This window comes from Rhizobium sp. L43 (assembly GCF_002531725.1).
GTDB lineage: Bacteria > Pseudomonadota > Alphaproteobacteria > Rhizobiales > Rhizobiaceae > Rhizobium.
Map to the genome: position 1 here is coordinate 116,114 of NZ_NWSQ01000018.1, position 14,439 is coordinate 130,552.

Annotated in this window: 12 protein-coding genes; 6 read left to right on the forward strand and 6 right to left on the reverse strand. The window is 60.1% G+C overall.

The window, feature by feature from the left end; translation table 11 throughout:
• Positions 1-15: 15 nt before the first annotated feature.
• From CO667_RS23190 to CO667_RS23215, 6 genes are all read left to right on the forward strand, one after another.
• Positions 16-1,224, forward strand: a complete 1,209-nt coding sequence (locus CO667_RS23190; RefSeq protein ID WP_097620641.1) for an aspartate transaminase — start codon at positions 16-18, stop codon at positions 1,222-1,224.
• Positions 1,225-1,301: 77 nt separating this feature from the next.
• The gene (gene nac, locus CO667_RS23195; protein ID WP_097620642.1) at positions 1,302-2,240 is read left to right on the forward strand and encodes a nitrogen assimilation transcriptional regulator NAC; all 939 of its coding nucleotides are present in this window, start codon (positions 1,302-1,304) and stop codon (positions 2,238-2,240) included.
• Between the two features lie 193 nt (positions 2,241-2,433).
• On the forward strand, positions 2,434-4,497 hold the full coding sequence (locus CO667_RS23200) for a hydantoinase/oxoprolinase family protein (protein ID WP_097620643.1): 2,064 nt from the start codon (positions 2,434-2,436) through the stop codon (positions 4,495-4,497).
• Between the two features lie 11 nt (positions 4,498-4,508).
• Entirely contained in the window at positions 4,509-6,185 is a 1,677-nt protein-coding gene (locus CO667_RS23205) for a hydantoinase B/oxoprolinase family protein (protein ID WP_097620644.1), read from the forward strand.
• Positions 6,186-6,194: 9 nt separating this feature from the next.
• A complete protein-coding gene (locus CO667_RS23210; RefSeq protein ID WP_097620645.1) occupies positions 6,195-6,998 on the forward strand; it encodes an SDR family oxidoreductase in 804 nt (267 codons plus the stop codon).
• Between the two features lie 16 nt (positions 6,999-7,014).
• Complete coding sequence (locus CO667_RS23215) at positions 7,015-7,716, forward strand: aldolase/citrate lyase family protein (protein WP_097620646.1); 702 nt, start codon at positions 7,015-7,017, stop codon at positions 7,714-7,716.
• Between the two features lie 177 nt (positions 7,717-7,893).
• Here the strand turns inward: CO667_RS23215 and CO667_RS23220 are convergent, their stop codons facing one another.
• The 6 genes from CO667_RS23220 to CO667_RS23245 all read right to left on the reverse strand — a co-directional run bounded on the left by CO667_RS23220 (position 7,894) and on the right by CO667_RS23245 (position 14,387).
• Positions 7,894-9,549 carry a thiamine pyrophosphate-dependent enzyme gene (locus tag CO667_RS23220; protein ID WP_097620647.1) on the reverse strand — a complete coding sequence of 552 codons (1,656 nt, stop codon included), beginning with the start codon at positions 9,547-9,549 and terminating at the stop codon, positions 7,894-7,896.
• A gap of 141 nt (positions 9,550-9,690) precedes the next feature.
• Positions 9,691-10,515 (reverse strand): MBL fold metallo-hydrolase, encoded by an 825-nt coding sequence (locus tag CO667_RS23225; protein WP_097620648.1) that lies wholly within the window; start codon positions 10,513-10,515, stop codon positions 9,691-9,693.
• 153 nt (positions 10,516-10,668) lie between these two features.
• Positions 10,669-11,685, reverse strand: coding sequence for a TIM barrel protein (locus CO667_RS23230; protein ID WP_179874207.1), 1,017 nt, complete (start codon positions 11,683-11,685; stop codon positions 10,669-10,671).
• A 120-nt stretch (positions 11,686-11,805) separates the two neighbouring features.
• Entirely contained in the window at positions 11,806-12,744 is a 939-nt protein-coding gene (gene iolE, locus CO667_RS23235; RefSeq protein WP_097620649.1) for a myo-inosose-2 dehydratase, read from the reverse strand.
• Between the two features lie 39 nt (positions 12,745-12,783).
• On the reverse strand, positions 12,784-13,272 hold the full coding sequence (locus CO667_RS23240; RefSeq protein ID WP_097620650.1) for a hypothetical protein: 489 nt from the start codon (positions 13,270-13,272) through the stop codon (positions 12,784-12,786).
• Positions 13,269-14,387, reverse strand: a complete 1,119-nt coding sequence (locus tag CO667_RS23245) for a ferritin-like protein (protein WP_097620651.1) — start codon at positions 14,385-14,387, stop codon at positions 13,269-13,271. Before CO667_RS23245 ends, CO667_RS23240 begins: the two co-directional genes overlap by 4 nt.
• Positions 14,388-14,439 lie beyond the last annotated feature (52 nt).

Below are 14,439 nucleotides of genomic sequence, written 5' to 3' on the forward strand. Positions count from 1 at the left end.
AACGAGGAAATCCCAATGAGCGCCTTCGTGCCTGCATCACGTGTGTCCAGTATCAAGGTTTCGCCAAGCACGGCTGCGGCGGCCCGGGCACGCGAACTGAAGGCGGCGGGTCGCGACATCGTCGATCTGACGGTCGGCGAGCCGGACTTCGACACACCAGACAACATCAAGGCTGCGGCGCATGCCGCCATCGACAGGGGCGAAACGAAATATACCGCCGTCAACGGCACGCCGGCGCTGCGCAAGGCAATCATCGGCGATTTCAAGCGCCGGCTCGGACTCAACTATGCCGATAACGAAATCTGCGTGGGCGGCGGCGCCAAGCAGATTCTGTTTCTCGCGCTGATGGCGAGCGTCGAAAACGATGCCGAGGTGATCATTCCCGCGCCCTACTGGGTTTCCTATCCCGATATGGTCATCGCCAACGAAGGCAAGCCGGTCATTATCGAATGCCCGCAGGAAACCGGCTTCAAGCTGACGCCGGAGGCTTTGGAAAGGGCGATCACGCCGAGGACCCTGTGGCTCATCCTCAACGCGCCGTCCAATCCGACGGGTGCGGCCTATGACAGGCACGAGCTCGAAGCCCTCGGTAAGGTGCTGCTGCGCCATCCCCACGTCTTCGTGCTGTCAGACGATATTTACGACCAGGTCTGGTTCAAGGACGAACCGATGACGACGCTGGTTGCCGCCGTCCCGGAACTGAAGGAGCGTGTTCTGCTCACCAACGGCGTCTCCAAGTCCTACGCCATGACCGGATGGCGTATCGGTTATGCGGCGGGTCCGGCGGCGTTGATCGCCGCCATCAACAAGCTGCAGTCGCAGATGTCGTCCTGCCCGTCGTCGGTCAGCCAGGCGGCGGCCGCCTATGCGCTGTCTTCGGACCAGTCATTCGTCGCCGAAAGCGTCAAGGTCTATAAGGAACGCCGGGATTATGCGTGCGCCCGGCTCAATGCCGTGCCCGGCCTCTCCTGCCTCGTACCGGACGGGGCCTTTTATCTGTTTCCGAACTGCGCTGGTGTCATCGGCAAGAAGACGCCCGAAGGCAAGACGATCGAGACGGATCTCGATTTTGTGCTCTATCTGCTCGATGGCGTCGGGGTCGCTGCGCTGCAGGGGGCTGCCTACGGAATATCGCCTCATTTCCGCCTCTCGATTGCAACGTCGATGGAGGCAATCACCCAAGCATGCGATCGCATCGAACGGGCTGTTGCCGGCCTGCGTTAACCGCAAAAGGCCGGTAGGCCTTGCGCCCCACCGGCCGCAGGCTTTACGTTTTTTCGTGAAACAAGAAGCCGGTGGCCATGAGCGTCGATTTCCGAAAACTGAAGAGCTTCGTCAAGATCGTCGATACCGGCAGCGTATCGCGCGCGGCAAGCCTTCTGCGGACGGCCCAGCCGGCGCTATCGCAGCAGATTGCCGCTCTGGAGGCACACTTCAAGCACAAGCTTCTCATCCGCAGCAATGTCGGCATTACGCCGACGGAGGCGGGGCTCATCCTCTATCGGCATGCGCAGCTGATGTTGAAGCAGATCGAGCAGGCGCAGGTCGACATCGATCAGTCCGCCAAGTCGGTGGCGGGCCGCGTCTCGATCGGGCTGGCGACCTATTCCTCGTCAAGCGCCTTGTCGCTGCCGATCCTCAAGGAGATGAAAGCGCGGCATCCCCATATCGTCGTCCACATCAATGACAGTTTCGGCCAGATCCTCAGCGAACTGATCATGACGGGCAAGATGGATATGGCGCTGATCTATGCCGCCGCGCCGATCAAGGGCGTCACCCTGCAGCCATTGTTCCGCGAGGAAATGTTCCTCGTCTCGCCGCCGGGCATCGAACTCCCGGGGGACAGCAGCGCGCCGCTTCCGCTTGCCGCCCTCCAGGAAATCCCGCTGCTTCTTCCCAGCAAGGCGCATCTGCTCCGCCGGCTGATCGACGACGCGCTGGCGAGAGCCAGAGCCACCCCTGAGGTTGTCTCGGAAATCGAATCCGTTCCCGCCCTCAGCGCAGCGGTCCTCGAGGGGCTTGGATCGACCATTCTCCCGGCTTCAGTGGTCACCGAGACGGCGATCTTCTCCGGCGCGCAGGTGCGGGCGCTGACCAAGCCGGTGATCGACGCGACCGTATCGCTCTGCGTCGCCGATCATCTTCCCCTGTCGGAACCCGCCATCGCCGCCCGCTCCGTCCTCCTCGATGTCGTCGGCAAGCTGATGAGCAGTCATCATCAGGGGATCAAGCCGGCTTAGCCGGTGGCTGCTCCTCGCAGCGGCAGTCCGACGGTGGATCGCCGCGCCGCCATAAGCAAAGCCTATAGCGGCAGACTGTAGTTGTGTTAGCCAACGCGCCGGGCATTCCCCTAACCTTCAAGCAGACACCGGGTCCGGGCATCGGATCCGCATAGCGGCGCCTGCCGCGCCGAACAGTCGCTTCGAGGACAACATGGCAAAACTGGCTTTCGACACGGGTGGTACCTTTACCGACTTCGCGCTCCTGGACGACAAGGGCGACCTCCACCTCCACAAGGTTCTGAGCACGCCGAAGAACCCTGCCGAAGCCGTCGTGCAGGGTGTGTCCGAATTGCTGGAGAAGTTCGCCGGCGCCATCGCCATCGACAAGCTGCAGGTGCTGGGCGCCACCACCGTCGTCACCAATGCCGTGCTCGAGCGCAAGGGTGTGGAGACCGGCTTCGTCACCACCGACGGCTTCCAGGACATGCTGCGTATCCGCAACGAAGGGCGCTACGACCTCTACGACCTGAACATCAAATATCCCGACCCGCTGGTCACCCGCGCAAACAGCTTCGGCGCCAGGGAGCGGATCGCTGCCGACGGTTCCGTCATGACTGAGCTCGAGGAGGAGACGGTGCGCGAGATCGCCGGCCGCCTGAAGGAGAAGGGCATCCGCTCCGTCGCTGTCTGCCTTCTCCATGCCTATAAATATCCGCAGCACGAGCAGCGCGTCGCAGCGCTGCTGCGCGAGGAAGCCCCAGATATCTTCGTCTCGCTCTCCTCCGAAGTCTGCCCTGAAATGCGCGAATTCGACCGCGCGTCGACGACTGTCGTCAACGCCTATACCAGGCCGCAGATGGCCGGACACGTCGCCCATCTCCAGCGTGAGTTCGCTGCGAAGGGCATCGATCGCCAGGTCCTGTGGATGACATCCTCCGGCGGGCTGGTGCCGAGCCGGCGTGCCGCGGAACTGCCGGTGCGCCTGATCGAGTCAGGTCCGGCGGCGGGTGCTGTCGCCGCGGCCGAATTCGGCCGCACGGCCGGCGAGGCGAGCGTCCTCTCCTTCGATATGGGCGGTACGACCGCGAAGCTCTGCCTGATCCCGGACGGCGAGCCGAATGTCGGCACCGATCTCGAGGTCGCCCACTATCAGCGCTTCCGCAAGGGATCCGGTTTCCCACTGAAGATCCAGTCGATCCAGATGATCGAGATCGGCGCGGGCGGCGGCTCGATCGCCGCGAAGAATCCTCTCGGTCTGCTCGACGTCGGCCCACACTCCGCAGGCGCCATGCCCGGCCCGGCCGCCTACCAGCGCGGCGGCACCCAGCCGACTGTCACAGATGCCGACATCCTGCTCGGATATATGGGCACCGAATCCTTCGTCGGCGGCTCGTTCAAGGTATCCAGGGAGGCCGCTCACGAGGCGATGGCCAAACTCGCCACTTCACTGGAGGTTTCGGTCGAGCGCTGCGCATGGGGCATCCATGACCTCGTCAACGAATCCATGAGCAAGGCGGCCGCCATGCATGCGACCGATCTCGGCGTCGATCCACGTTCGCTGCCCATGGTCGCCTTCGGCGGCGCCGGCCCGGTCCACGCCTATGGCATCGCCCGCAAGCTCGGCATTTCCCGCATCATCTGCCCGACCGGTGCAGGCGTCAGTTCGGCGATCGGCCTGTTGATCGCGCCGGTGGCGGTCGATCTTTCCGCAAGCCATCCGATGGTGCTCGACGCCTGGGATGTCGGCGCCATGAACCGCCTGCTGGACGAGCTGTCGGCCCAGGGCGCCGAAGTCGTGTCGGCGGCGGGCGTCCCGAAGGATACGATCAGCAACCGCTATACCGTCGACATGCGCCATGTCGGTCAGGGCCATGAAATCACCGTGGTTCTGCCCGACCGGACCTTGCCGAAGGAAGAGTTTCTCAGCGAGCTCCGCGGCAACTTTTTCAAGCTCTACCGTGAACTGTTCGGCCGCACCGTTGCCGCTCCGCTGGAGGTCATCACCTGGCGCCTGCGCGCCGGCGGCGAAAAGGATCAGGTCACGCGCCCGCACGAGACCGTCGTTGCCGACGCCAGCAAGGGCAGCCGCAAGGTCTATTTCCAGGAGATCGGCGGCTTTGCCGAGACCGCGGTCTACGACCATTACAAGCTTCCCGTCGGCGAAGAGGTCAAGGGTCCGGCAATCGTCGAACAGCGTGAATCGACCGCGGTCGTCGGCCCGAGCGGCGTCTTCCATGTGGATGCCCATGGCAACCTCGTGATCAACATTCACTAAAGGTTACTCAGATGTCGAAACCCGTCACCGATTTTAACGACCCGATCAATCTTCAGGTCATGTGGAACCGCCTGATCTTCATCGCCGACCAGGCCGACAACGTTCTCGGCAAGACGGCATTCTCGCCGATCGTCCGCGAGAACCACGACTACGTCACCGTCCTGCTGGACAGCAAGGGACGGGCGCTGGCGCAATGCACCTGGTCGATCCCGGTCTTCATCACCTCGCTGCCGGCCGCGGCCCAGAACTATTTCCTGCCGAAGTTCCCGGCAGACAAGCTCGAAGAGGGCGACGTGCTGGCGACCAACGATCCGGAGATCGGCACCGGCCATCTTCCCGATGTCACGATGATCACGCCGATCTTCAAGAACGGTAAGGTCGTCGCCTATGCCGGATCCATCGCCCATCTTCCCGATATCGGCGGCGCCCCTCTGCATTCCGAAGCGAGCGACATCTATGAGGAAGGCATCCGCTTCCCGATTATCAAGCTGCTGAAATCAGGCGTTCCGAACCAGGACGTCTTCGACATCATCGAAGCGTCGGTCCGCCTTCCGACCGAAGTGCGCGGCGATCTCGAGTCGATGATCGCTGCCAACAACGTCATGGGCCGCGAACTCGTCAAATTCCTGGATGAGTACGGTCTCGACGATGTCGAAGGCCTGGCGACCGCCATTCATTCCCGCTCTGAAGCGCAGACCCGCAAGGCGATCCGGGAATGGCCGAACGGCAGCTACGCGGCCGAGGTTCTGCTCGACGGTTACGATGTCGACGTGACGCTGAAGGCTTCAGTCATCATCAAGGACGACTCTGTTCACGTCGACTACACCGGCACGTCAGACCAGGTTCTGCATTCGATCAACTGCCGGACGAACTATCGCTACGCCCATTCCGTCTATGCTCTGAAGTGCCTGCTCGACCCCGAGACGCCGAACAACGAAGGCTGCATCGTCCCGATCACCGACGAGGCTCCGCTCGGTTGCATCCTCAATCCGCAGCACTGGACGGCGGGCAATTCGCGGAACCTGATCGGGCACGTGATTCCCTCGCTGATCTTCAAGGCGCTCGAAGGCGTCGTGCCCGAAAAGGTCATGGGCGACAGCGGCGGCGCCCCGATCTGGGCCGCCAATTGCGTCGGCCAGCGCAATGACGGTACGCAATATGGCTCCGTCCAGAATTTCCACGGCGGGCAGGGCGCGCGCGCCGAGTTCGATGGCCTGGACACGCTGAGCTTCCCGTCGAACTGCAAGGTGACGGCCATCGAGATGTTCGAAGTCGCCGTGCCGGTCCTGACCGAGCGGAAGGAACTGATCGCCGACTCCGGCGGCGCAGGCAAACATCGCGGCGGTCTCGGCCAGCGTGTCGTGCTGCGCAACCTCGGCAAAAGCCCGATGAACATCTATCTCGCCTCCGAGCGCGTCCGCCATCCCTGCTTCGGCGTCGTCGAAGGACAGAGCGGATCGGCCGGAAAGGTCTTGAAAGACGGCAAGCCACAGTTCCCCAAGGGCAAGGTGGTGCTGAAGACGGGCCAGCGCCTCGAGGTCGAGACGCCGGGCGGCGGCGGTTGGGGACTTGCCAGCGAACGTTCGCGCGCCCTCATCGAGCAGGATCTTTCCGAGAACCTGATCACGGCGAAGGCTGCGCGGGAAATTTACGGCTATTCTGGCCCGATCGCTGCAGCGGCCGAATAGGGGAAAGACATGGGACTTCTTCAAGGAAAAATCGCTCTGGTAACGGGAGCCGGCTCCGGGATCGGTCGCGAGACCGCCCTGCTGCTGGCAAAAGACGGCGCCACCGTCGTGCTGACCGGGCGGCGGATCGAACCGCTGCGCGAGGTGGCGGCCTTGATTGAAGAGGCTGGTGGCAAGGCCGTCGTGCACGCGCTCGATATCGAGACGCGCGAAGAGATCTTCGCCGCGGTAAAGCAGATCAAGGATAGCGTCGGATCCGTCGATATCCTGGTGAACAATGCCGGCAGCGCAAGCAAGGTGCTGAATGCGCGCTTCTTGAGCGAGGCCGAGTGGACCTCCACCATCAACGTCAATCTGACCGCCGTTTTCAACCTCACCCAGGCGGTCCTTCCGGACATGATCGCTAAGGGCGAGGGGACGATCATCACGGTCTCATCGCTTGCCGTGATCAATCCCAACCTGCTCGGCGGCGCGGCCTATGGTGCGGCCAAGGCCGGCGTGAAAAACTTCATGACCTTCCTGCACAACACCTATCGCAATCAGGGGATCCGGGCGACGACGATCCTGCCCGGCGAGACGAATACGCCGATCATGAACAATCGCGCGCGCCCGCCTTTGCAGGAGGAACGGGCCGTCATGATGGATCCTCATGACGTCGCCCGCGCGATCGCCCTTTGCGCCAGCCTGAACAAGAGCGCGGTGATCCCCGAGCTTCACATCTGCCCGACATTCATGCGGGACACGTCGGCGGATATCGAAATTGCCCGTTGGGTCGGGGCGCCGGCCGATACGCCGGATATGCCGAAAAAGTAGAATTGGGAGGATATCGATGAACGGAGCGAAGTTGCGCGCGCGGCTATTGGCCGGCGAGGTTGTCACCATGTATACGCCGCACCATTCTTCGTCGGGCCTAGCAGCCCGACTGGTGGAGCTCGGCGCCGATTCCGTCTTCGTCGACTGCGAGCACGGAAGCTGGAGTTTCGAAGATGTGCGCATGACGGCGCAGATCGTCCGCTCCGTCGGCGGAGCGGCGATCATTCGGCCGCATTCGCATGAGCGCCCGATCATCATCCGCTACCTCAACGCGGGCGCCGACGGGATCATGGTCCCGATGGTGGACACGGCTGGACAGGCGCGCGCCGTCGTCGATGCCGTCCGTTACGCTCTTCCGTCCGACTTCGACAAGCGCCTGGTGGTGGCGATGATCGAGACGGTGGATGCCATCGACAATCTCGACGAGATGCTGGAGGTCGACGGCATCGACGTCTTCTTCATCGGACCTGGCGATCTCTCGCAGAATATGGGCTATCCGCCGGCCCCGCCTTTCGGCGAGCCGCGCCCTGAAGCGGTCATGGACAAGGTCGCGGTCGCCGTCGATAAGATCCGCGCGGCAGGCAAGGTTGCCGGCACGCTCGCCACCGCCGACGAACTGCCGCATTGGCTGCAGAAGGGGGTTCAGTTCTTCTACATCCACACCGATCCCTTCCTGCGCCGCGGGATTGTCGGCATCAGGCAGACGCTCGCGCGATAGCGGGCGGAGCGCTCGATTGTTGAGATCGCCGAATGTGGTTCGGCATGCCGGTGGAAAATCGAACAGTCCGCAAGGGATCCAACGGGCGACTATCGCTCAATCCGAACGCTATGAGCGCTGAACTCTCCTTTGCGCCGGTGGGCAAAAGCCGCAGAATTTCTGCGGCATCGGCCCATTCTAGTTTGCTTTCCAGTTCGCATTATCGGGGATCGACCGCTGCGGCACGACGACCTGGATGATGGACGGACTGTTCAGGTTTTCTTTGGCACCGTTTATGGCCTCCCTCAGTTCGCCATAGGTGCCTACTTTCCAGCCTTGGCAGCCAAAGACCTCTGCCAACTTGCTGTAATTCCACCGGTGCAGGATGCATGAATTGTAGAACGGTTTGTCGTCATGGAAAACCGATGCATCGGCAAGCCATTGCTCCACGCCATAGATGCCGTTGTCCATCACGAAGATGATCGGGTTGAGATTGAAACGGGTTTGGGTCGAAAGGCATTGAGCGGTCATCTGAAACCCGCCATCCCCCGCAAAGACCATCAGCCTCTGTTGATTTTGCTTCGCCAGCGAAACCCCTGTCGCGGCCGGGCCGATATAACCGATCGCCGAATAGGATGATTGTATGATGAAACCGCGGCGAGCACCCACTTCAAGAAGCAGGCTCCCGAAATAATTCAAACTCGCATCGGCACCAACGATGGTGTTTCCGTCGATCTGCGGCTGAATGAAATCGTAGAAGCCCTGATAGGTAATTTCGCCTGCCGGATTGATGGCTGGCATTTGCCGGGCCGTTTTCGCCGGAAGACTTTGGGCTTTGCACGTCAGCCTTTTGTCAATCAAGCCATTGACGAGATCCGCCAGCGCAACCTGTGCGTTGAAGATCGTGCCATATTTCACTGTATCCCAGGAGGCGAATGCGGTTTTATCGAGATCGATAGGCCAGCCTAAATCATTGATATCGGTCAACCAGACGCCCAGCGCCAATACGAAGTCGGAGTCTTTGACCAAGGACTGGACATAGGGCGACGACGATTTGCCATCGAACACCCCGGCAAATTGTAGATCGTCTTCCGATAGGATGGCCTTGCTCAAAAGCTCGGTCACGTAGGGAATTTTGAGGTCCCGGATGAGCCGCTCCGCCTGGTCGTGAAGGCCAAACCGGTCGATCTCGACACCGATCCAGATCAGGGGTTTGGTGGCATTTTGCAATCTTTCGCTGATTTGCGCGATCGACTGATCGAGACTGCCCTCGTCGGATATAACAGGCGCCGCTTTTAATGTATTCGACGGGCGCGTGCATTCCAGGTCCACCATATCCTCCAGCAACTCGATATAGACCGGACGTCTTTCCGTGATGCACTGCGTCAGCGCATAATCTATGAGCATTGGCGCAAGATGAGGGCTGTCGATGCGGACGGCAGCGGCCGTTATGTATTCGAACACCTGAAGATCGGTTTCCCGTCCGCTGATGAAGTGATGCGAACTGTAGCCGGTTTGTTCGAATGTGAGCGTTTTCTGGATGCTTGGCGCACCGTTGATCAGAACGACCGGCACCTTCTCGACGTAAGATCCGGCGATCGCATTTGTTGCGCAAAGCGAGCCTGCGGAATAGGTAACGCACAGCGCGCCAATTCCTTTCAGTCGCGCATAGCCGTCAGCCGCATAACCGGCATTCAGTTCATTCACCTCCTCGATGACCTGAATATCGCTCTTCTCGACATAACTGTTCACCCATTCGATCGAATAATCGCCCGCTACGGAAAACAGGTGCCCCAGGCCCAGTTCGCGAAGTCTGTCGACCAGATATTGTCCAACCGTGTATGTGTCGCCCATGTTCCAACGGCTCCCCTGTTGACGACAATTGACGGATATTAGAGCGCCGTGCGTCCTTTCGGACGCACAAAGGACGCACTAACCCTTTGAAACTACGCATCGTGCTTTCCGAAAATCGATTCGGATTTTCGGGCCGATGCGCTAGAACTGGCTCGCGTTATCGAATAAGCGCGGTATGTATATGTCGAATATTCCGGGGCATTTTCGCTCGGGAAAGCTTTCCAGCAGGAAGTGCTTGAAAGCATCATTGGTCAGCCCTTTGCCGGCGGCCTCCAAGGCGACGGACAAATACTCTATATTTTTTGCAACCTCGTTTTTGTCGGCCGGGAAGCCGTGACCGGGAAGGAACAGGTCATAGTCGGACAGCAGCATACCCTGCAAAATCCCAATCCAATGCTCCATGTATTTCGTCAGATAAAGGTGCGTTCCGCTGTAGATCAGGTCTTGCGCAATAAAAACGCCTACGTCCGGGAGACCTATGGTGAGAAGAAAATCGATCTCCGTATCGACGACTTCATCAAATAGGTATTTGACTCCGTCGATGGTTTCTTCGCCGGCGCGAACGGTTCTTTCGGGAATGATCAGGCTCTTCGGAGCAAGATTGCCCAATTTCCAATGGTCATTCAGGGAATCCTCCCCATGCTGCTTCAGGAACTCTATCGTTTCCGGCAATGCATAAATCGGAATGTCGCCGAATGCGGCTCCCAGCCCGAACCAATGGTCGGGGTGCCTGTGCGACAGGTAGATCCGGTCGATCTTCTTGCCGATACTGTTGGCATATTCCCTGAATTGCAGCGCATAGGGAACGAGGAATTGCCCATCGACGAGAACAAGCTTGTTCCTGCTTTCGATGATGTGCGTTGCATTGGCGATATTGTCATCCGTGAAAGCTGAAATGAAGGTATGAATACGGACATCGCCTGCTCGCCTGACGATTTTAATGGGATCCGGCAATTGCGTGACCATAGGTATCTCCCTGATTGAAAGGTCGTTTGCTGAGGTTTGACGTTCACTCGGGCGCGGCGGAGATGAGAGGTCCCCGGCATTCCTGGCCAACATTCCCGGCCAGCATTCCCCGCTTGTTTCCAACATGTGCGCCCGAGCGCCGTCACGGATGGATCAACGGCCGCGGGACGCGATCTTTTCCTCCAATGTCTTCAGGGCGGTGCGCGCAACGTCGTAGGCGCTGTCGACGCCCGCCTCCGGCGCGTCCTCGCCGGGCCGCCAGAAGCGTCTGCGCGTCATTCGCATCGAACTCTCGAAGGGTGGAATCGCGTTGAAGACTTCGACGAGATAGGGGCCGGAATAGACCGGCTCGATTTCGTCCAGCATGATCTCCCAGGGAATCCAGCTATCTCTAACCGCGCCCCGGTCCGGCGCTGAGATGTGAACGTAATTCAGCCGGCTCTGCTGTACGGCACGGGCGACATTTTTCCTGAAGATTGCCGGCCCCTGGCTTTCCATCACGACCTGGGCTGTGTCGATCGTGACGCCACAGGCCGGAATGTCGGCGCTTTCGAGAAAATCCAGCGCTTCCGAGACCATGGTCGGCCCGGGCGTTTCCCAATTCTTGACGGGTTCGATGGCGAGCTTCACCCTCTTCCCCGCAGAATATTGCGCCAACTCCCGGAAGATGGAGGCCGCCGCCGCGTATCGTGGCTTCATCCAATCCTGAAGCGCGTCGCTCCAGATCCCTTCACCGTCATCCGTCAGCGGAAAGATGCCATAGGGGTACAGGAACGGCCCCGACATGATCGTATTCTCCCCGCCCAGCACCGAGGTGATGTCGACGCGGGATTTGAGATAGGACAGAGCCTGCTTGCGCTGTTCCTCGTAGGGCGAGGTGGGATCGAAGGTTCGCGTGGTCCCCACATTGGTTGTGAACTTCACATCCCGGAAGCCGGCCCGATCGAACGCCCTCTTGAGGCTGATATAGCTTTCGACCTCAGCGTGATGACCGACATCGGCCGGTCCTGGGGCGATATGCACATCGAAGCCGGTGTAGCCGATTTCGGTAAGAGCTTTCAGATGCCGGATGAGAACCTGGGTATAGTCCGCGTCATTCGGCCTCAAATCCGCTGTAAACATAAAGAAGCTGAAATATATATCTCGCCTGCGTGCCTCTTCCATCTTCATCGCTCCAGCTGTCGCTATCCTATGATGCGTGGTTCAGATGATTTTTCGCCCGACATTGTCATGAGGCGAGATCCCCCGCCTCACATCGCCATCGGGCTGAAACAAACGGTCCGCGCCGGGCTACCATCCGAGCAGCTTGCGCAGATATTCGCGGCCCATTTTCGCGTATTGCAGCGGATTGGCTTTGGCCGGGTCCTGCTCTGCCTCGACGCAGATCCAACCGGCGAAATCCGCCTCGGCCAACGCATCGAGGATTTCCGGAAAGGTCCCTATGGAGCCGTCACCCGGGACGGTGAAGATCCCCGCCTCGATCCCTTGCTGAAAGGACAATCCATCTTTGTGAATCTTCGCAACCACATCGGCGCGAATGTCTTTCAGATGAACATGCTTGATGCGGTGGGCGTATTTTCTGGCCAGCGCCAGCGGATCGACACCGGCAGCCGCCTGGTGCGCGGTATCGAGAAGCATGTTGACCAGGCGAGGATCCGTCTCGTCCATGAGCCGGTGGATCGCTTCCGTCTTCATCACCCCTGTCCCCAGATGCGGGTGGTAGCAGAGCCGGCGGTTACGGGCCTTGGCTTTCGCTCCCGCCTCATGCAGGCCGTCGATCAGCTGTTTCCACTGATCCTCGGAGAATTCGGGGCAATTCGGAAACAGGGCGACCGGAAGCGGATTGACCGCTCCGCCAAATTCGGCGACGACCAGATCGGCCCTGCGCGGATCGTCGCTGCCGCCTTCCATGGCTTCGAGGAAGTCGAGCTGAGCATCGACATTATCAAGCGTGTGACGCTTCATCGCATTGATGGTGAAGTAAGTGCTCACCCAAGGCTCGGAAATCCGCAATCCCCTGTGTTCGAGGACAGGCCGCAATATTTTCGGGTCCGTCGGATATTTGTGGCCGACGCCGCATCCGACATAGCCGGCGAGCGCCATTTCACTCAGAGCCTGCTCATAAGGGATGCCGATGTCGATATTGATGAAATCGTCATTCCACCAGAGCGTGGGGATGACACCGAGCCAGACCTTGGCGGGCGTCAGTCGATGCAGATGTGTCGTCATGACAATGATCCAGTTCTTTGAAGACAAACGGAAGTGGCGTCAGGTCAGGTTTTGGATTCGAGAGCCGGAAAAAGCCGGAATTTTCGGCGGAAGGGCCCAGGAGCCGAAACCCGGCCCCTTGGCGCCTGCAGGGTGGGCGCCGATCGCCTTCCAGAGCAGACCCTCGACATAGGCATCGGGAGAAACGACGAAGGTGATATTCGCAACCCTGGGGCCAAAGCGCTCCGTCCAGGCGGAGGACAGCTCGAACCAGGTGCCGGAATACCAGAGCTTGATCAGCGCACGGGCCACGTCTCCCAGCAATTCATTGCCCAGAATGGTCGTGCGCACTGCCTGCGTACGGGCCTCACCTTCCGCCGGTGGCAGGGCGGAGAAGGCGGCCAGCAGCGCGTCGACGATCTCGCCGCCGACCACCTTGTCGAGCGTGGCGAGATAGCGGTCCGCCAGGCCCGTTCCCAGAAGATCGAAGTGGGAGAAGGCCGTCAATTCGCCGGAAAGACTCAGAAATGCCTCGAAACGGTTGCTCATGCGTTCACCTCCGCCTGCCGGGTGGCGGCTGGCTGTTTGATGGCGCCGGGGATCTCATAGGTGGGGCTGCCGTTCTTACCGGGATGTTTCGGCAGGGGATTGCGGATGAGTTCGAGGATCATGTTGCGGAATTCGAACATCATCGGAACGGCTTCCAGCAGCAGGTTCGGCTGGCCGTTATAGGCACGCGTCAAAAGCTGCAGAAATTCGCCATAGTGCGTGTTGAAGGCGATCGCCGCCTCACGCAGTTCCGAGCCTTCGTGTATGTCCCCCACTTTCAGGTTCTCTTTGATGGGATAGGCACCTTCCCAGTCGACCTGCAACTCAGGACCTGTGGGGTGGCCGGGCTGGTCGCCCTTCTGGTAGTAGCGGCCTTTGACCAGTTCCTCGAAGCGGTAGTAATGGGCCAGTTCGTGGTCGTCATCGTCGTAGATACCGCCACCGTCGCCCTCGCCCTGTTCGATGATGAGCTCGATGGCTTCCAAGGCGCTTTTGAGATTGGTCACGGGAAACAGCTCGCCGCCGCCGGAGTAATAATATTCCGAGGTGATCTGGCGCGAGCTGTCGCCGGTAAAGATGGTTTTGCCCGCCCCATGCGCTTCGGCTTCCAGGTATTTGATGCCTTCCGCGATGGCCGAGTAGAACTCGCCGATACTGTAGAAATGGAGGTCCTCATGGCTCGGATGGCTGGCAAGCGCGGTGATATGAGGGGGAGTTTTGCGATATATCAGGCCTTTGCCGACGAGATGTTCAGGGCGCCGGGCCGGCCGCTCGATTTTCAGGAAAGTCGCCAGCGCCTCACGGCCGAAAGCCTGGATGCCGACCTTGAAATCGATCTCGCCGTCCGGCAGGGCGGCGGGGTAGCGGGCGACGAAGTCCGGCCTGACAAGATCCGGCGTGCCGCCGATGGCATTGAGAATATTGGCCGCGATGGTCAGATGCAGCATTTCTTCCACGACGATCACGCGCAGAACCTGGGTCGCATCCTGGTTGACGCCGGGCTTGATCGAGTAAAGCGCCGTCAGATACGGCGGAATCGTCGCATGTTCGAGCTGCATCGCCCGGAAGAGAAACTCTTTCAGCTCATCGAGCGTCTTAATACTGGAGGAATACATGCTCAGGCTCCATGAAAGATAAGTTGGGTGCAGAGGCCGGCTTCGTGTCGCT

Bases quoted from the DNA above. Each gene is read 5' to 3' on its own strand.
- CO667_RS23190 (WP_097620641.1), top strand. From the start codon at position 16: ATGAGCGCCTTCGTGCCTGCATCACGTGTGTCCAGTATCAAGGTTTCG.
- nac (WP_097620642.1), top strand. From the start codon at position 1,302: ATGAGCGTCGATTTCCGAAAACTGAAGAGCTTCGTCAAGATCGTCGAT.
- CO667_RS23200 (WP_097620643.1), top strand. From the start codon at position 2,434: ATGGCAAAACTGGCTTTCGACACGGGTGGTACCTTTACCGACTTCGCG.
- CO667_RS23205 (WP_097620644.1), top strand. From the start codon at position 4,509: ATGTCGAAACCCGTCACCGATTTTAACGACCCGATCAATCTTCAGGTC.
- CO667_RS23210 (WP_097620645.1), top strand. From the start codon at position 6,195: ATGGGACTTCTTCAAGGAAAAATCGCTCTGGTAACGGGAGCCGGCTCC.
- CO667_RS23215 (WP_097620646.1), top strand. From the start codon at position 7,015: ATGAACGGAGCGAAGTTGCGCGCGCGGCTATTGGCCGGCGAGGTTGTC.
- CO667_RS23220 (WP_097620647.1), bottom strand. From the start codon at position 9,549: ATGGGCGACACATACACGGTTGGACAATATCTGGTCGACAGACTTCGC.
- CO667_RS23225 (WP_097620648.1), bottom strand. From the start codon at position 10,515: ATGGTCACGCAATTGCCGGATCCCATTAAAATCGTCAGGCGAGCAGGC.
- CO667_RS23230 (WP_179874207.1), bottom strand. From the start codon at position 11,685: ATGAAGATGGAAGAGGCACGCAGGCGAGATATATATTTCAGCTTCTTT.
- iolE (WP_097620649.1), bottom strand. From the start codon at position 12,744: ATGACGACACATCTGCATCGACTGACGCCCGCCAAGGTCTGGCTCGGT.
- CO667_RS23240 (WP_097620650.1), bottom strand. From the start codon at position 13,272: ATGAGCAACCGTTTCGAGGCATTTCTGAGTCTTTCCGGCGAATTGACG.
- CO667_RS23245 (WP_097620651.1), bottom strand. From the start codon at position 14,387: ATGTATTCCTCCAGTATTAAGACGCTCGATGAGCTGAAAGAGTTTCTC.